Origin of the sequence: Pantoea dispersa (genome assembly GCF_019890955.1) — a bacterium.
GTDB lineage: Bacteria > Pseudomonadota > Gammaproteobacteria > Enterobacterales > Enterobacteriaceae > Pantoea > Pantoea dispersa.
In genome coordinates this window covers 1,517,042-1,535,269 of the sequence record NZ_CP082346.1, presented here as the reverse complement: position 1 = coordinate 1,535,269, position 18,228 = coordinate 1,517,042, and the positions used below count along the sequence as shown (strand labels likewise).

The window sequence follows — 18,228 nt, the reverse complement described above, 5'->3', positions numbered from 1 at the left end:
ATTAGAAAGAGAATCCTTGTTCGTTACGGCGAAGATCTTCTTTAACCATCATAGCGCATAACTCTTCAAGGGTTGTTTTAGGTTGCCATCCAAGAATATCTTTAGCACGCTGAGGATTACCGATCAGTAATTCAACTTCGGCTGGACGGTAGAATTTCGGATTCACTTTCACAACAACTTTATTTGTTGCTACGTCAATTGCCACTTCCTGTTCGTCTTTACCTTCGAAACGTAACTCAATACCAGCAGCTTTAAATGCCATTGATACGAAGTCACGTACAGTTTCTGTTCGGTTGGTAGCAAGTACAAAGGTATCCGGTTCATCTGCCTGAAGCATCAACCACATTCCTTCTACATACTCTTTAGCAAAGCCCCAGTCGCGTTTCGCATCAAGGTTGCCCAGTTCAAGTACATCAAGCTTACCAAGTTTGATTTTTGCCACTGAATCAGTGATTTTGCGAGTAACAAATTCCTGACCACGCAGCGGGGATTCATGGTTAAACAAAATTCCGCTTGAAGCAAAAATGTTATAGCTTTCACGGTAGTTAATCGTCATCCAGTGCGCATACAACTTAGCCACGCCATATGGGCTGCGCGGATAAAATGGTGTATCTTCTTTCTGTGGAATCGCCTGAACCTTGCCAAACATTTCAGAAGTTGAAGCTTGGTAAAAACGAATTTTGGGATTAACAATACGTATTGCTTCTAATAAATTAACTGGGCCAATCCCAGTAATTTCCGCTGTAGTCAAGGGTTGGTCAAATGAGACGCCTACGAAGCTTTGTGCTGCAAGGTTGTAAACTTCAATTGCCTGACTTTCCTGCAGTAAACGAATGCTAGAGGATAGATCTGTCAAATCATATTCAACAAGTGTGAGTTGTGGATGGTTTTTAATACCTAACTCTTCAATGCGCCAAAAGTTAACAGAACTTGTACGACGGTATGTGCCATAAACTCTATAGCCTTTATTCAATAAAAGTTCTGCCAGGTATGCTCCATCCTGACAAGTAATACCTGTGATAACCGCACTTTTCATTTATAGATAACCTTTTAATCAAAGAGTTTTTTAACAAGATTTTCTGCGCTTTGCGCCCAAGTTAACCAGCTTATGTTAGCTGAATCAGGATGGGCATTTTTTTTAAAGAGTTCGATCCACTCTTCAACGGCATGAGACAATGCTTCTGGCCGATTGGATTTGAAATAATAAGCGCCCTCACCAGCCACCTCACGAAGCACCGGAATATCACGCGCTATCAAAGGCTTATTATGCTGTGAGGCCTCAATTAACGGTAGTCCAAATCCTTCATCCTCAGATGGATAGAGCAAACAATCTGCGTTTGCGTAAAGTTCGCTCAAGAGTTCATCGCTGGCATTATCGAACCAGAAAAGTTTTTTTCCCAGGAGCGGATGATTTTTAATCGTATGTACAATTTCCGGGATGGTACGCCTCGCATTATCAGGCAACCCCTTCCATCCTTCTTTACCTACAATGACCAGATTAGACTCATTACCAGACGCCCAAAGCCGATCAAAAGCAGCAATAGCCTGTAAATGCCCTTTACGCGGCTCAACTGTTCCCACCATCAAAAAGGAAAGATTCTGTTTAATTGCACTGACCTTGTCAAGGTCATGTGAGTTAGTCCCAGCTGAAGGAATAGTGGACAAAATATCTGCACCATGATGAGAATATCCCATCTGCAATCGTGGGTTACTTAGATTATTATTATTGATATATTTATTTACTTCATTAACTACCGCGTCAGTTACACAAATAATTTTATCAGAGTATTCAATCACAATGTTGAGCCACGTTGAAAAATTTTCATTAGCCCCCGGTGGGAAGAAATCTTTTTTCGTAACAGGCAGAATATCATGAATCATGAACGTAATATTGACACTCTTCTTTAACAAATGTTCATAAAATCCGTTTTTCTTTACATCTATAACTAAATCACAAGCCAGTTCAGATGAAAAATAAATATCATCCTCATGTAAATCCACACACCTGTCGCCTTCGACATAAGAGGCTATTCCAGGATAAAGTTTCTGCATAAAACCATTAGCTTCACGCAAGATATATCCGTCCAACTCTTTGCTTAAATATACAGGTACGACACTGAAATGATTATTGGAAAGCTTTATCATTTCAATTAGTAAAGCCCGCGTCACACGCTCTATACCTGTCCATAAATCAGAATCTTTTATAAGAGAGACGTCAAAGAATATCTTTCTGGTTGATTTTAGTCGTGGGAAGTTATTAGCTATTAAGTTAGCATAGCGTTTAACTTCATCATTATTAATCTCAAGCTTCTTGATAACATCGTTAACAGTAACATTTATTTTATTATAAGCTGCTTCAATGTGATTAAAACAGGATTCGGCACACACTTCCGGACTATGTTCCGATGCAACATATAGATGTGCATCTTTGCCTAAAGCACTTCTATATTCTTTATCATTGCATAGTTTATCAATTGACTCTATTAAATCACTGATCAAAAAATCATCACCAAGCTTAATAACTTTATCGTCAGGAAGTTCAGCCATTGAACCATTTGCATTGACAATAGTCGCAAGACCGTAATTCATACAATCTAATACTGCAGCGGAGGTTTCTCCACGTGACAGACAGCGCAGCTGAACACCAATATCTGCCGCTGCCAGGTATTGACGATAAAGCGCATCAGATGCCCAACCTGTAACTTCTATTACATCTTCAAGTTGATGAGTTTTAATCAAAGACTCAATTGTGATTTTATAATCACCACCAAGTTCGCCAACAAAAACCATCTTGATTTTATCTTTTGATTTTTTAGGTAAGGCACCCAATGCTTCAATAAGCATATGGTTAAGCTTAGAGCTATCAAGCATACCAAAAGAGCAAATAAGTATGGTGTTGTCTGAAATATTTAATTCATTTCGAACTTGATTCTTATCTAATGGATGAGGAGTTGCACGCAGTAGAGGAATACGCTCCCAGTCCAGCACTCGGCTATTATAATACCATTGTTTAGCCAGTTTCCTTGAATAATCAGAATGTACTATTATTGCTATAGCATTACTCAGCACATTAAAATTAGATGGATAATGATACATTATTCTATCATCATCACAGACTTCTGCTCTATGGATAATTGACTTATATCCATGGGAAGATAGTAATTGGTCGCTCCAATGGCGTTCATTTCCAGCAAGTGTTTCTTTATAGCGAAAATAGTTACTTAGATAAAAATCATGCAAACAAACAATACCGGGATAAATCTCAAGTATTTCATGCATATAATCATGAAACACAGAATTACCCATTTGATAAATAATGCGCTCATAGCATTCTGCAGCATTCAAAAATTCATTTACCTTAATGACAGAGTATAATGAATTCTCGTTAATGTCTGATTGATTCTCATCGATTACTACATCAATATCATAGAATTTAGATAATGCAGGAAGTAACTCTTCACTATAGAGAGAAATTCCCGATCGGGCCGGGCTAAGAGGCGTAAAAAATGCTAATTTTTTTCTGGGCGTATCCGCATTAATAGGCGAACATTTTGGCCTCTTACGAACAACTTCTTCTATAGCTGCAAGTGCTACTTCCGCAGAATTCTTCCACGAAAAGACCTGAGCTCTTACTAAACCCTTTTCCTTCAAAGTTCTGTAAAGAGCCTGATTTGTTAAAACGTGAGTGATTTTTTCTCTAATATCAGCCACACTATAAGGATCAAATAATGCCTCTTCTATGCCTATAACCTCTGGTAAACTTGTATTGTCAGCGCCAATGACGACAGCTCCACAAGCTAAAGCTTCCAAAGCCGGTAAGCCGAACCCCTCATGCCAGCTAGGAAAAACAAAAAGGCTACACATGTTGTAAAGTCGAACAAGTTCTTCATCAGAAACATAGCCGGTCATGACCATAGACATATGTTCTAATTTATATTTTCGTGCATAATGATTTAGGTTATCAATATCAAACTGTGATAACTTTCCAGCTAAAACGAAATCGTAAGTTTCACGCAATGTACCAGGAAGTTCACTTAGGGCCTTAATTAATGCCGGAAGATTTTTTCTTTCATCTGCCCCACCTGAATACATAATAAAAGGTTTCGTTATTTTGAATTTTACCTTTAATTGATTAACTTCTTCGTCATTTAATGATACAACTCTGAAAATGTCGTCACATGCAGTAGAAACATTAATTATATCATTAGCTTTATCTTTAAAATATTCCTGCCCCTCTTTCATAGAAAAGTCAGAAATGGCCAATAATTTTTTGCATGCCTGTAGGTAAGAAATTTTCTCGAGATAAAACTTTTTATAGTTAGGATTAGGATCCAGATATTGCTCAGGATTATGTAGTGGTATCAGATCGTAAAGCGTTGTAACAACCGGAGTTTCTTTATCAAATTCATTGACACTTAAGACACTGTTATCCTGATAACCCTCGAACATAGCTGGAACATAAATAACATCGGGTTTTAAGCTTTTGAAAAATGCTTCACGAACTATTTTAGCATTTTTATTGTTGTGATGATTTATTGGCTGCTCAAATGCACAATCTCCTGGTGGATACCAGAACTTGATAGCGCGCCGGCCAACGATCGGAGCGAACTCATTAAGTATTTCCTTTACTGGGAATGCGCCATTACCTATTAGTATAACTTCATATTTCTTAATAAAAGAAAGACTGATCAGAGACTTAATTATTGCGCGAGTATAGCGGCCAATACCTCTGAAACGGCTTTCCGACTGTAATCCTTGAATATCAATTGCAATGCGCATTAATCATTTCCTCGCAGATTTTTGAGCATTTTGATTTTTTTTGTATTTGTTATCGTATCTCTGGATTGATCACTTTGGTTCGATACATCAACAATTGAATGAGTAACTGGCCTCGTATTCATCAAATAAATTGATTTTAATTTCCCATATAATCCAGTTCTTTTAGCAATATAAATAACTATTTTTCTAGACTGATAGTTAGAAAGTACTTTTCGTGCCAAAGACATAACAAGAAAAATAACTCTTCGCTTTAAGGGAAGTGATGATTCCTTTTTGAATCTTATACTATTTAATAACCTCAATGGTTGTGTCAGTCGCCAGGATTTGCTTGCATAAACATTTTGCAGTGTGTTTTGATGATGTAACAACTCATTTGATAACGATTTAACCTTATCATGCATATTATTTACATCATCTTTATATTTCGCTAACTCCGTCTCTAACTTTTTAATTTTAATAAATTCTTTATTTTTATATTGAGTTAACTCTTTCTTTAAAGCATCCACTTTAACTGTTAAATTTTTCTCACTTTCAACAAATTGTAAATTCAAATTTCTAAAAAGAATTTTCTCTAGCTCGACAGGTATTTTATTGAAATCAATATTTTCTCTGTTCCAGCCATGCTTTTGATTGAGATAATGGAATAAATGTTTTTCAGCAATACTGTTTTCATCTGGCATAGTAATACGCCAGTCGTAGTATTCTATATTAAAAAGAAAATCAAAAGGTGTCAGGTAATTAAGAAGGGCAAATCGAAGCGCGCTCATGTAATTCTTACTCTCATAATCAATATATGAAAATGGAGAATCACCCAATACTTTTCCTGGCTTTCCCCATAATAACGCTTCAAAACCAACACTCGAATTTATTGTAAGCACTTCTTTGCAGAGAGCAATAAATTCCTGTGGAGATAATTTTTCAGATCCACTTTCAATGTCTTTGTAATCAACGCGGCCGTAAGGATGTTTACGAACCAGGACACTGTTTGATTTACTCTTCGCGTAATTAATAAGTTCAGAATTATCAAAACCATTACTGTAAGCAATTATATTAGAATCATCTTCAACTTGCAGAGGCAGTCCAATATCAAACTCATCAAACTTACGGATCGGCTTAACGACTTTCAAAAACAAACTTAGCAACGCCAAGCGTCCGAAATGAGCGAAATTATCGCCTTTTCCTTCATATCTTTCAAAACGATTTGCTGCTTCAGTATTACCATTGACGCCGCTGAAGTCAAAATAGCAGGTAGGCAAATAAGTCGGTTCTCTTAGTGGCCCAAGTTCATTGTGGATTACTGGGATTTGATGGACACTGGCAACTTTTTTAACAGAAGGACAATTCGACCATAAGATTATTGCCTTGATATCATTTTCTTTTTTAATACGCACTATTTCAGCGTCAAACATGTCTACTAATGGCTCATATTCTTTAGTTAGAATATGCTCCCAAACTAAATTCTTTGATTGCAACTTATCTTCTAACTCTGCAAATACTTCACTGCTCCAGATAATTTTATTTAAATTTCTCAGTTCTTCGTTATCTGGCAAAGAAGAGTTGAAACCAGCAAGCCAGTCCTCTGGAATATGGGAGGGTACATCCTTAAAGAGCTGCTCATGCCCAATATGTATTGCATCATTACCAGGAAATCTTTTAACGCTCAGATAAAAAGCAGTCAGGAATGTCTCATATGAATATTTGACATCATAGGGAAGCCAAAAGAACAGGTACTTGGATTTCTTACTCGCCATCACTAACTTTCACCTCGTATGATCAAAACCCAGCAACATAATTTTCGTTTCTTTATTATTTTTTTATCACTTTCATTTCTGCTGGAATATGAAGCATGCCACCAAAGTTTTCCTTCAGAAGCTCAACTGGGGTATTAACAGTAAAAACTTTAACACAAAATATTCTATCGTAAAAATCTGATGAATATGGCTCGGGCTTAATACCAATATCGACTCGGTATTCTCCCATAAAAAACGGTATAACAAAATCCCAACTAATAATCACATGCTCGCCTCCTTTAAGGCTGTCAAGTCGTGTATCATAGTAGTTAGAATTCATACTGAGAACTGGAAATCCATTTTTGTCCCCAATCAGCATACCTACACAGGCCCCGACAGGAACATCTCTATTGCAGCGTATGACAGCTTGCACAGTCACTTTGTCTTTTGCGTAAAGAGTGGCAACTTCTTTGCCTTCGTTATTTAACATTTTGAAATCGAGGAATTCCAGGTCGAGATTTCCTGCGTTTTCCTGAAGAGAATTTTGGCGAAGTGTAGGATTGACCGAAATATCAGGATCAAGATTATTATTTACTATTAATCCTGTTTCCTCTTGCTCTTTAATTGAAATTTTATTTTCAACAAGTGAGTTTTGATAGAGATCACAAACTTTTGCCGCTGCTCCAAATGCTTTTAGTTCGCCATCTGCGATATAAACCGCGCGTGAACAAAATTGTCTAACCTGGAAAAGCGCATGACTCACAAACAAGATGGTGACGTTATCTTCTAACATCTTGTTCATTCGCTGCATACATTTTGCCTGAAATGCTAAATCGCCTACGCTTAACGCTTCGTCGACAATTAATATGTCCGCTTTGACCGCTGTTGCGACTGAAAATGCTACTCGTGCTTGCATTCCGCTTGAATAGGTTCGTACAGGAGAATCAAAATACTCGCCTATACCTGCAAAGCTTTCGACATCCCGAATGACTTCGTCCATGTCTTCTTCAGTAATACCCAAAAGCTGACCAGCAATAATTGCGTTTTGTCTCCCTGTAAAATCAGGGTGAAAACCCATACCAAGCTCAAGTAATGCAGCAATGCGGCCCTGGAATTTAACCTGTCCTGAGGTCGCAGCCGTTGTACCCGTGATAATTTTTAATAGCGTACTTTTCCCGGCACCATTGACACCGATAATACCTACAGCCTCACCTTTTTTAATCTCAAATGAAATATCATTCAACACTCGCTTTTCATGATAACGTTTTTTTTTGCCTGGCAAGATCCATTCTAATAACCTATCAATCTTTCTCGGATATTGCTTATAGCTTTTGGATACATTTTCAACTTTGATGCTATACATTATAATTCATCCACCATATCTGCCGCATGTTTACGGAAGAGATAAAGACCTAGCCCACAAAAAATAACAGCAATCCCTATTGTCCATTTCATGGCAAAAAAATCTGGTATTGAGTTGTGCACAAAGATCTCATGATAGCCATTGATGACAGATGTCATTGGATTATAACTTAACCATCCCTGAGCCCAGACAGGGAGCGTTGTATAGACATAAACTACGGGCGTAAACCAAAACCAGAATTGCAACAGTACTGTGACAAACTGTCCGACATCACGGAAGAAAACATTTAAAACTCCGAGCGTAATCCCCAGACCACTGGCTAGCAAAATCTGAACAATTAGCACAGGAATAACATAGAAAAAATTCCAGCCCGGGAAATTTCCTGTTAAGGAGAGAAAAAACAAGAATAAGAAAAAAATGATTAAGAAATTCAGAATACAGGATAATATAATTATCACTGGTAAACAGATTCGCGGAAAAGTAACTTTCTTGATTAGATTCGCATTTTCAATGAATACAACTTGCATTCTTGAAAGTATTTCAGCAAAAAGCCCCCAGGTAAGAATACCTGAGCATAAATAAATGCTATACGCAAAAGGCCCTGTTGACTGAGGTAACCTCGCCTGCATCAGTTGTGAAAAAATCACCGTGTATACAGTAATCATCGCCAGGGGTTGTAACACCAACCACGCTGCGCCGAGTATGCTCATCTGGTAGCGGGACTGAAAGTCTCTTTTCACACTACTCCATATAAAACCACGATATTTGAATATCGCTAAGAGTATATCTTTCACTTCTTAACTCCATTGAGCAAGGCCAGAATATCTGATGTTTTTTCATTCACTAGCGTCAAGTCATTTTTTGCTTCGACATTTAACCTGACTAATGGCTCGGTATTCGAAGTTCTTATATTGAAACGCCAATCTGAGAAATCAACGCTTATGCCATCAGTCGTATCTAATATGCACTCTGTGGTAGCATAGCGGTCTTTGATGATTTGAATTTTTTTAAGTGCATCAACAACCCTGGAATTAATTTCTCCACTGCAAGGAAACGCTTTCATACGTTCCGAAACCAGTTCAGACAGCGTCATTCCTTTCACCGCCAGCAACTCTGCTACCAGCAGCCACGGAATCATTCCGCTATCGCAATAGGCAAAATCACGGAAGTAATGGTGTGCGCTCATTTCGCCGCCGTACACCGCATCTTCTTCACGCATGCGCTCTTTAATAAACGCGTGACCTGTTTTAGACATAACAGGTATGCCACCCGCTTTAGTGACGACGTCGATGGTGTTCCAGGTCAAACGGGGATCGTGAATGATCTTCGCGCCAGGCTCTTTCTTGAGGAACGCTTCGGCCAGCAGGCCAACAATGTAATACCCTTCGATGAACTCTGCGTTCTCATCAAACAGGAAGCAGCGATCAAAGTCGCCATCAAATGCGATGCCCATGTCGGCTTTGTTCGCGTTCACCGCGTCAGAGGTATCTTTCCGGCACTCTGGCAGTAAGGGATTGGGAATACCGTTAGGGAAATGACCATTCGCTTCATGATGAACTTTAATGAAGGTGACCGGTGCATTCGCCAGCTGGAAGCGCTTTTCGATCTCATCGATAACGTGACCGGCAGCGCCATTACCCGAGTTGATGACCAGCGTCATGGGTTTGGTGAAATTTGCCAGATCAATGTAGCCCATCAGGTGATCGACATAGGCATCCAATACCGAGATCTGTTTATAGCTGCCACGCTTAGCTGCATCGACCGGCGCAAAATCGTTAGCTTCAGCCAGACGCTGAACATCACGTAAGCCTGTATCGCCACTGATCGGACGGGAACCTTCACGCACCAGCTTCATGCCGTTATAGTTCATCGGATTATGGCTTGCCGTCACTTCGATGCCACCATCAATGCCTAAATGGAAAGTGGCGAAATAAATCTCTTCCGTGCCGCTTAAGCCGATATCAAGTACATTGGTACCCGCATCCATTAAACCATTGGCCAGGGCCATTTTCAGGCTTTCGCTGGTCAGCCGAACATCGCCGCCCACAACAATCGTTTCCGGCTTTAAAAATTCGCCATAAGCGCGACCAATACGATATGCAATTTCTTCATTTAATTCCGCGCCAAGCTCACCGCGAATGTCATAAGCTTTAAAACAGGTCAATGCTGCCATGATCTCGTCTGTCCTTACTTACTTGCAAATTGTTCTTTAATCAGAATTAAATCGTCATCGCCCAGATAGGAGCCTGACTGAATTTCCAGCAGCTCTAACGGAATCTTGCCTGGATTTTCTAACGTGTGCTGATGGCCAATAGGAATAAAGGTCGATTGGTTTTCCGTCAGCAATAAGGTTTTATCCTGAATAGTCACTTTGGCAGTGCCGGATAAGATCACCCAGTGTTCAGTTCGGTGATAATGCATCTGTAATTCGAAACGTTCACCCGATTTAACGGTGATACGATTTACATTAAAACGGCCGGTATTGACCACCAGATCGCAGCGTCCCCATGGCCAGTAAGTTTCACGATGACGACGATATTCCGTACGGCATTCGCTCTTCAGGAACTCCACCACGCGTTTGACGTCCTGAACCTGATCTTTGCGCGCCACCAGCACGGCATCTTTGGTGTTAACAATCACCAGATTTTCCACGCCGATAGCTGCCACTAACTGATCTTCGCTGTTGATATAGCAATTTTTAGTGTTGTGCAGGAAGGTATCGCCTTTCAGCGAGTTACCGGCTGCATCTTTTTCATTCACTTCCCACAGCGCGGACCAGGATCCGACATCGCTCCAGCCTGCATCCAGCGGCACCACGACGGCAGCGTCCGTTTGCTCCATCACGGCATAATCAACGGACTCATCCGGGCAGGCAATGAAATCGTCTTTATCAATGCTGATAAAGTCGTTACCTTCTGCCACATTCGCCATGGCACGGCGGCAGGCATCCAGAATATCAGGACGGAATTTTTCCAGTTCCTGCAGATAACGTTTAGCGCGGAACATAAACATCCCGCTGTTCCAGTAATATTCACCGGAAGCCAGATAATCCTGAGCCGTTTTCAGGTTAGGCTTTTCCACAAAACGCTGCACGCTAAACGGCGCATGTTCATCACCCGCCAGCTGCTCACCGCGATGAATATAGCCGTAACCGGTTTCAGGTCCGGTGGGCACGATGCCGAAGGTGACCAGATGCCCCTGCTTGGCATATTTCGTTGCGGTGGTGATGGCCTGGTGGAATGCCGCGCGGTTCTCAATGACATGGTCGGCGGCTAACACTAACAGTACCGGATCATCGCCTTGCTCAATCGCGTTAATCGCTGCCAGAGCAATCGCCGGCGCCGTGTTGCGACCAACCGGTTCAAGGATGATGTTATGGGAAAGTTTGTTGATCTGACGAAGCTGTTCAGCGACGAGGAAACGGTGCTCTTCGTTGCAGATGACCAGCGGAGCTCGCGCTTCGACACCGGTCAGGCGGTTGACAGTCTCCTGCAGCATCGAGTGCTGTCCGTGCAAGCTGATGAACTGTTTTGGATACAATTCACGTGAAAGGGGCCACAAACGACTGCCGGTTCCTCCGGCCATGATTACGGGAAGTAACATTCCACAACCTCTAATGTGTCTTTTAGACTGCTCTATCATTTCCAGCGGGACAATTTTTCAGCAAAACAAAAAATAGCCACGCTACCGCCCTTGGCTTGCAGCAACCAATATGCTGTGTAACAAGTCAATCCTGTGCTTTCCGTCTCGGCTAATTATGGTCAATATTGCAGCATCAACCGCTTTGTCTGAGACCATCGCAAATAATACATTTTGTGCTGCCGAATTAACATGGTTATTGTCTGATGCCGGCGCGGCGAATCTTAATTTCTTTTCATCGTTGCGGTTAACGGCAAGCTACTGAGTCGGAAAGAATATAGCTGGCGATTCGCAGAATGAAAGGCTGCAGCGGGGTTTCACTAAATCAATATGATGAGTTGTGAACATGATGCATTGGTCTGGCGCTGATTAGGATTTTTCTGCATCCCGCAAATGAATGCCTGAACAAAAAAACACCAAAGTAAATTATTTGCCCATAAAAAAACCCGGCATATGCCGGGTTTTTACTCATTACCTGCTTAATCACTTAAAGCCATTCGGGTTCTTCGACTGCCAGTTCCACGTATCGCGCATCATCGCATCAATACCGCGCGTGACGCGCCAGTCGAGCTCTTTGTTGGCCAGGCTGGCATCCGCCCAGAACGCGGGCAGATCGCCGTCGCGGCGCGGTTTGAACTCGAACGGAATCTGTTTACCGGACGCCTGCTCAAACGCCTTGATCATCTCCAGCACCGAGAAGCCTTTGCCGCCGCCGAGGTTGTAAGCTTTGTAGCCTTCAACTTTTGGCAGGTGATCCAGCGCTTTCAGGTGCCCTTCCGCCAGGTCGACGACGTGAATGTAGTCGCGCTGGCAGGTGCCATCTGGCGTCGCGTAGTCATCGCCAAACACGCCCAGCTTGTCCAGACGCCCAATCGCCACCTGCGCAATGTACGGCAGCAGGTTGTTCGGAATACCGGTTGGGTCTTCGCCAATCTCACCGGATTCGTGCGCGCCGACCGGGTTGAAGTAGCGCAGCGCGATGGCTTTGAAGTTCGGCTCGGCTTTGGCGAAGTCGCGCATCACGAACTCAATCATCAGCTTGGAGGTGCCGTACGGACTGGTGGTGCCACCAATCGGCGTCGTTTCGACGTACGGAACCGGTGCGTCAGCGCCATATACGGTGGCGGATGAGCTGAAGATGAAGTTCCACACGCCGGCGGCGCGCATCTCTTCCAGCAGCACCACGGTCCCGGCGACATTGTTCTCGTAATATTCCAGCGGCATGCGCGTGGATTCGCCCACCGCTTTCAGCGCGGCGAAGTGGATGACGGCCGAGATGTCATTGCTGGCAAACAGATCGCGCAGGCAGGCGCGATCGCGGATGTCGCCTTCAACGAATACCGCTTTCTTACTGGCCAGCTTCTCAACGCGATTGATTGCTTCGCGCGAGGCATTGCAAAGGTTATCCAGGACTACAACGTCGTCGCCGCGCTCTAACAGCGCCAGCACCGTATGGGAGCCGATGTACCCTGCTCCGCCCGTTACCAAAATAGCCATGTGTACTCCTTTAAAACCGCGCAACCTGCGCGGCGGGGAAAGAGATTATTTTGCCAGGATTTTTTGGATTGCTTCGCGGAAATCGCGGCCCTGGGTGTTGTTGCGCAGACCGTAAGAGACGAAGGCCTGCATGTAGCCGAGTTTACGGCCGCAGTCGAAGCTGGTGCCGGTCAGCAGCTGAGCATCAACCGGTTTTTTCTGGCTAAGAGAGGCGATGGCATCGGTCAGCTGGATACGGCCCCAGGCACCTGGCTCCGTGCGCTCAAGTTCACCCCAGATATCCGCAGAAAGCACGTAACGGCCCACGGCGGTCAGGTCTGAGTTCAGCTCGGACGGATGCTCAGGTTTTTCCACGAAGTTGGTGATGGTGCTGATATCGCCCGGGTTATCCAGCGGCTGCTCGGTGGTCAGCACGCCATATTCAGACAGGTCTTCGCCCGGCATGTGTTTCGCCAGAACCTGGCTGCGGCCGGTCTCTTCGAAGCGTGCCACCATCGCGGCAAGGTTGTAGCGCAGGTGGTCAGCGGTGGAGTCATCCAGCAGCACGTCTGGCAGTACCACCACAAATGGGTTGTCGCCAATCATCGGACGGGCACACAGTACTGAGTGGCCAAGACCCAGCGGGTTCGCCTGACGCACGTTCATGATAGTCACGCCCGGCGGACAGATTGACTGCACTTCGCTCAGCAGCTGGCGTTTCACGCGCGCTTCAAGCAGCGCTTCCAGCTCGTAGGTGGTATCGAAGTGGTTTTCCACTGCATTTTTGGAAGCATGGGTGACCAGCACAATCTCCTTGATGCCCGCCGCCACGCACTCGTCGACAATGTACTGAATCATTGGTTTATCGACGATAGGCAGCATCTCTTTCGGAATGGCTTTAGTCGCAGGGAGCATATGCATACCGAGACCCGCAACCGGGATTACTGCTTTAAGCTTGGTCATATTTATTCCATTTTATGAAGTGAATACGTGGGGTCGATTATGCAGGATCGGCCGGTTGAGCAAGTATAATCTTTATCTGAAAAACCGGCACTAACTCTCTGTCAACACATAAAAAATCGTCAAAAAGTCCATCTGCCAGTCAGCGATGAGGCGGGAAAAAAAAGCGGCTAAATGGCTGAAAAACAGTGGAAGGCAGAGTGATGAGCGATGACCGGTGAGGCCAGTGATTGTTGAGCGTTCAGACCGGCGTTGCGGAAACATCATTGGGGCGAAGATGGAAGCGTATTTTTGAAAGGTCGCCATGAATGGCGCCCCTACGGGATCACTGCAGGTTTTTGTAGGGTGCGCATTTGATGCGCACCGGCAGCTGCACGTCACTCACCGATCACATCTGATGATGCCGGGCGGTCGCCGTTGCCGACGACCGCCCCCGTCATCACCGCTTACAGCCAGCCCTCAAACCACTCGGGCATTACGAACAGGTTGAAATGATTCACCAGCAGCATCAGGCCGACAAACACCACCGACACCGACACCCACTGGCGCGCATAGGGCATAAAGCGGATGCCAATCACCGGTTTGATGAAGAACGGATGCGCGAAGGCGGAGATCAGCACCTGTGAAATCGACAGCGTCAGCGCCACGTAAATCACGTTCGGCCAGATCCACGTAGTGGCCAGCACCACTACCACCACCAGGCTGGCGACGATATTCCAGTAGAACTCGACGTTGGTGCGTCCGTTCGCCTGGGAGATCGCGCCGGTCAGGCCGCCCATCGGGCGCAGCATACCGAACAGCAGCATCAGCGGGATCAGGTGATACACCTGCTCGTGCGAGGCGCCATACAGCACACGCACAATCACCGGAGAGAGAATACCAATCGCCAGGTACATCGCACTGCTGAACAGCATGATGACGAAAGTGCCCTTGAGGAACAGTTTTTTCAGCTGCTCGGGATCGTGCTGCTTCTCAGCGAAGCGCGGCAGCGCCAGGCGGTTAATCACCGGCGACACCAGCTTCAGCGGCTGCAGAATCAGCTCTTTCGCCAGTGAGTAAATCCCCAGCATTTCGGCACCCATCACTTTACCGACGATCAGCGCATCGGCCTGAGTGCGCAGCTGGTTAATGGTCTGCGAACCCAACTGATAGATACCGTAACGCACCGCGCTGACAAAGGTTTTGCCGTCGAACTCCCAGGTTGGCCGCCACGACTTCTCGCCAAAGTAGATCATGCAGAGAATGCGCGTGAAGGCGTTGATGAACAGTCCGAGAATCGCCGCCGCTACCGTCAGCGAGGTGAAATAGAGCATCGCCACCGTACACAGGAAAGCAAACAGCTTGGTGCCCATCTCAATCTTCGCCAGCGTCACCATGCGTTTGGTTTTCACATAGTGCGCCTGATACTGCGACAAGTGACCAAGCACGAGGAAGTTGAGACTGGTAAGCATAATCAGCGCCGTCAGCTCCGGCAGATGGTAGAACCACGCCACCGGCCAGGCGATGGCCAGCATGATCAGACCGGTACAGAAGCTCAGCGAAACGTTAACCCAGTAAATGGTGCTCTGCTCACGACGTGTAATCTCCTGACGATGCACGATGTAGCTGCTCATGCCCATGTCCTGCAGCACGGTAGCCACCGCCAGAATGGCGTTGATGATCGCCAGCAAACCCAGCTCGTGCGCTTCCAGCTTACGCGCCAGCACCGCCAGCTGCAGCACCTGCAGCAGCGCGGCAAAGCAGGTGCTGCCAAACAGCCACACCGCCTGTTTTTTTAATCCACTCACACCATGCGCTCCAGAATTTTCGCCAGCTCACCGTAAGCGATGTGCTGATTGAACTCGGTTTCCACTTTATGGCGCGCTGCGGCCACCACCGGTGCAACGTCAACGTCGCCGCGCGACAGGCGCAGCAGCGTGTCCGCCAGCTCGTCGGCATCATTTTCCGATACCAGCCAGCCGCTGACGTTATTCTGAATCAGCTCCGGGATGCCGCTGTGATAGGTGGACACCACCGGTAAACCAACCGCCATCGCTTCCATCAGCGCCACCGGAATGCCTTCCATATCGCCATCGGCGGCGGTTTTCGACGGCAGCAGGAAGATGTCGGCCTCGCTCAGCGCCTGACGAATCTCCTCCTGCGGCTTGAAGCCCGGCATGGTTACCATGTCTTCCAGGCCAGCACGCGTGATGTGCTCGCGCATCATGCCGTCCTGCTCGCCGTTACCAATGATGGTGAACTGGAACTGACCGCCGTTATCGCGCAGGATTTCACTGGCTTTGACCGCCACGTCCAGCCCTTTTTTCTCGGTCAGGCGCGCCACCGAAACGATGCGCAGCGGTTTGTGGAACGCGTCGCGTGGCTGGAAATTAAACTTCTCCGGCTCGATGCCCATACGCGTGACGTGCACTTTCTCGCGCGGACAGCCCATCTCAATCAGCTTGTTCTCCCACAGATGGCTGATCGGCAGCATCAGTTCGCTCTGTCTGAACAGGTTGATGTAATCCTGTTTGTGCTCTTCAAGAATGTGGCGACGCGAGATGTCAGCGCCGTGGAACACCGTCGCCTGCTTGCCCTTCAGTACCCCCAGCTCGCGCAGTTTATTCGCCAGCGCACCGGCATAGCCGAAGTGCACCAGGAACACATCGGCGGTAAAGGTCTGCCGGGCATTGGCGACAATGGCTGGCAGCAGCAGTTTTTTTGCCTGCGCACCGTAGCGGCCAACGTTAAGCGACTTCAGCAGCGCCGGCTTGGCGATTTTCGGCAGCATCAGTCCGATGCGCTGGGTCAGTTTGTCGAGGTTTGATACCTTCTCTTCCGGCAGCAGATAGTGGGTTTTCGCCGCCAGATTGTACTCATCGAACGCGGCATGACGGTTGATCATGTCGCCCGGAAACACCGAGATGATCTCGACGTCATAGCCGGCATCGATGAAATGCGTCACCTGATTGAGGACAAACGTCTCAGAGGCAACCGGAAAACGCATGGTGAAAAAGGTTAGCTTCATCACTTACCCCAGGACGTTGAGAATTTCTTCGGTGATGCGGTTGCCGATTTCACGCTCCTGCGCCACCGCGGTGTTCACTTTTTGCTTCACGTTGTCGTAGTCCGCCAGCACCGTCTGCACTTTGTCGATCAGCGAGCCGTCCATCAGGCTCTGCACGTCGGTGGCCATCTGCGGCAGACCCAGCTGGTTCATCACGCCGAGCGATTTGTGCTCGTAGTTGATGGCCACGGCTGGCGTGCCGAAGTTCATGGAGATGATTGCCGAGTGCAGGCGCGTGCCGATGGTGAGATGGCAGTGGCTGAGCAGGATGCCGAGTTCCAGGTCGTTGAACTCGTCCATGATCACATGGTAGTGCTCCGGTTGCTCAACGTGGTCGCGCAGCGTCAGCGCCACCATACGGTCATCTTTGGCATAGCTGTCGATGCCGGTACAGGTGGAGAACGCCACCACCTGATAACCTTCGGCGATCATGGCGTTGATCACCCGGCCAAACGCGGCTTCATACTCTTTCTGCGTAACGCCAAGACGTTTGTCGAACGGTGCCAGCTCACGCACGGTGATAGCGATGGTTTTGCGCGACTGAATGATGTTCTGCCAGTGCAGCAGGTTGTGGCTCGGATTATCCACCTCACGCGCCTGCACCAGGAACGCGGTGTCCACACCCTTCTTCACCCGGCTGGTGGTCACGCCATCCTGCTTCAGGCGATCGAGGCTGACCTCTTCGCGCAGCACCAGGCTGTCGACGCGGTCAAAAACAAAGTTTGCCAGCGCATTGACGCGCGGGTTTTCGAACGGGCCCACCGAGTGACCGATCATGTGCAGCGGCTTCTTCGCCATCAGCGCGCACAGCGCGTGATCAAACTGGGTGACGCCGTACAGATCGACAAAGAACGAGCCGCCGACCTGAATGATGGCGTCATATTTCGCCAGGCTGCGGGTGAACTCCGCCAGATGCGGCGGCACCGAGAAGGATTTATACACGCCACCTTTGCCAAGGTGCGCCATCATGATGTCCGGCATCAGACGGTTGGCGACTTTGCGCTTCAGGCTGCTGACCAGCCCTTTTGGCGCCTTACTGTTGTGCAGAAACAGCGAATCCTGCTGGATATGCTGCTGCAGTAAATATCCGGAGCTGGTTGGATAGCGGCTGATGACATCGATATCCAGATCCCCACGCGCGGCCTGCAATGAATCAATCAGTCCACGTAAAATCGCGCCATCCCCACGATTTCCACAGGTATGGTTACCCACCAATAAAATCTTCATAAAAACTC

General features: G+C 46.3%; 13 protein-coding genes. All 13 read right to left on the bottom strand.

All coding sequences use genetic code 11. From position 1 onward, the window contains the following. Position 1: 1 nt before the first annotated feature. The 13 genes from gmd to wcaK all read right to left on the bottom strand — a co-directional run bounded on the left by gmd (position 2) and on the right by wcaK (position 18,220). The gene (gene gmd / locus K7H94_RS06985; RefSeq protein WP_222951860.1) at positions 2-1,036 is read right to left on the bottom strand and encodes a GDP-mannose 4,6-dehydratase; all 1,035 of its coding nucleotides are present in this window, start codon (positions 1,034-1,036) and stop codon (positions 2-4) included. 14 nt (positions 1,037-1,050) lie between these two features. Further along, positions 1,051-4,779 (bottom strand): glycosyltransferase, encoded by a 3,729-nt coding sequence (locus K7H94_RS06980; RefSeq protein ID WP_222951859.1) that lies wholly within the window; start codon positions 4,777-4,779, stop codon positions 1,051-1,053. Continuing rightward, positions 4,779-6,530, bottom strand: coding sequence for a GT99 family glycosyltransferase N-terminal domain-containing protein (locus K7H94_RS06975; protein WP_222951858.1), 1,752 nt, complete (start codon positions 6,528-6,530; stop codon positions 4,779-4,781). Before K7H94_RS06975 ends, K7H94_RS06980 begins: the two co-directional genes overlap by 1 nt. A 55-nt stretch (positions 6,531-6,585) precedes the next feature. Continuing rightward, the gene (locus K7H94_RS06970) at positions 6,586-7,872 is read right to left on the bottom strand and encodes an ABC transporter ATP-binding protein (protein ID WP_222951857.1); all 1,287 of its coding nucleotides are present in this window, start codon (positions 7,870-7,872) and stop codon (positions 6,586-6,588) included. Continuing rightward, complete coding sequence (locus K7H94_RS06965; protein WP_058775755.1) at positions 7,872-8,666, bottom strand: ABC transporter permease; 795 nt, start codon at positions 8,664-8,666, stop codon at positions 7,872-7,874. The genes K7H94_RS06970 and K7H94_RS06965 overlap by 1 nt, the downstream gene beginning before the upstream one ends. Further along, positions 8,663-10,045, bottom strand: a complete 1,383-nt coding sequence (cpsG, locus tag K7H94_RS06960) for a phosphomannomutase CpsG (protein ID WP_222951856.1) — start codon at positions 10,043-10,045, stop codon at positions 8,663-8,665. Before cpsG ends, K7H94_RS06965 begins: the two co-directional genes overlap by 4 nt. A gap of 14 nt (positions 10,046-10,059) precedes the next feature. After that, complete coding sequence (locus tag K7H94_RS06955; protein ID WP_222951855.1) at positions 10,060-11,475, bottom strand: mannose-1-phosphate guanylyltransferase/mannose-6-phosphate isomerase; 1,416 nt, start codon at positions 11,473-11,475, stop codon at positions 10,060-10,062. 519 nt (positions 11,476-11,994) lie between these two features. Then, positions 11,995-13,008 carry a UDP-glucose 4-epimerase GalE gene (galE, locus tag K7H94_RS06950; protein ID WP_222951854.1) on the bottom strand — a complete coding sequence of 338 codons (1,014 nt, stop codon included), beginning with the start codon at positions 13,006-13,008 and terminating at the stop codon, positions 11,995-11,997. A 45-nt stretch (positions 13,009-13,053) separates the two neighbouring features. Next, a complete protein-coding gene (gene galF / locus K7H94_RS06945; RefSeq protein WP_021509335.1) occupies positions 13,054-13,950 on the bottom strand; it encodes a UTP--glucose-1-phosphate uridylyltransferase GalF in 897 nt (298 codons plus the stop codon). A 90-nt stretch (positions 13,951-14,040) separates the two neighbouring features. Next, positions 14,041-14,253 (bottom strand): hypothetical protein, encoded by a 213-nt coding sequence (locus K7H94_RS06940; RefSeq protein WP_222951853.1) that lies wholly within the window; start codon positions 14,251-14,253, stop codon positions 14,041-14,043. A gap of 140 nt (positions 14,254-14,393) precedes the next feature. Then, the gene (locus tag K7H94_RS06935) at positions 14,394-15,734 is read right to left on the bottom strand and encodes an MOP flippase family protein (RefSeq protein ID WP_021509334.1); all 1,341 of its coding nucleotides are present in this window, start codon (positions 15,732-15,734) and stop codon (positions 14,394-14,396) included. Further along, complete coding sequence (locus K7H94_RS06930) at positions 15,731-16,954, bottom strand: glycosyltransferase (RefSeq protein ID WP_222951852.1); 1,224 nt, start codon at positions 16,952-16,954, stop codon at positions 15,731-15,733. Before K7H94_RS06930 ends, K7H94_RS06935 begins: the two co-directional genes overlap by 4 nt. A gap of 3 nt (positions 16,955-16,957) precedes the next feature. Continuing rightward, positions 16,958-18,220: a colanic acid biosynthesis pyruvyl transferase WcaK gene (wcaK, locus tag K7H94_RS06925; RefSeq protein WP_159378509.1), complete on the bottom strand. Its 1,263-nt coding sequence runs from the start codon at positions 18,218-18,220 to the stop codon at positions 16,958-16,960. Between the last annotated feature and the right edge of the window lie 8 nt (positions 18,221-18,228).

Bases quoted from the DNA above. Each gene is read 5' to 3' on its own strand.
- gmd (WP_222951860.1), bottom strand. From the start codon at position 1,036: ATGAAAAGTGCGGTTATCACAGGTATTACTTGTCAGGATGGAGCATAC.
- K7H94_RS06980 (WP_222951859.1), bottom strand. From the start codon at position 4,779: ATGCGCATTGCAATTGATATTCAAGGATTACAGTCGGAAAGCCGTTTC.
- K7H94_RS06975 (WP_222951858.1), bottom strand. From the start codon at position 6,530: ATGGCGAGTAAGAAATCCAAGTACCTGTTCTTTTGGCTTCCCTATGAT.
- wcaK (WP_159378509.1), bottom strand. From the start codon at position 18,220: ATGAAGATTTTATTGGTGGGTAACCATACCTGTGGAAATCGTGGGGAT.
- K7H94_RS06970 (WP_222951857.1), bottom strand. From the start codon at position 7,872: ATGTATAGCATCAAAGTTGAAAATGTATCCAAAAGCTATAAGCAATAT.
- galE (WP_222951854.1), bottom strand. From the start codon at position 13,008: ATGGCTATTTTGGTAACGGGCGGAGCAGGGTACATCGGCTCCCATACG.
- cpsG (WP_222951856.1), bottom strand. From the start codon at position 10,045: ATGGCAGCATTGACCTGTTTTAAAGCTTATGACATTCGCGGTGAGCTT.
- K7H94_RS06930 (WP_222951852.1), bottom strand. From the start codon at position 16,954: ATGAAGCTAACCTTTTTCACCATGCGTTTTCCGGTTGCCTCTGAGACG.
- K7H94_RS06940 (WP_222951853.1), bottom strand. From the start codon at position 14,253: ATGGCGACCTTTCAAAAATACGCTTCCATCTTCGCCCCAATGATGTTT.
- K7H94_RS06955 (WP_222951855.1), bottom strand. From the start codon at position 11,475: ATGTTACTTCCCGTAATCATGGCCGGAGGAACCGGCAGTCGTTTGTGG.
- galF (WP_021509335.1), bottom strand. From the start codon at position 13,950: ATGACCAAGCTTAAAGCAGTAATCCCGGTTGCGGGTCTCGGTATGCAT.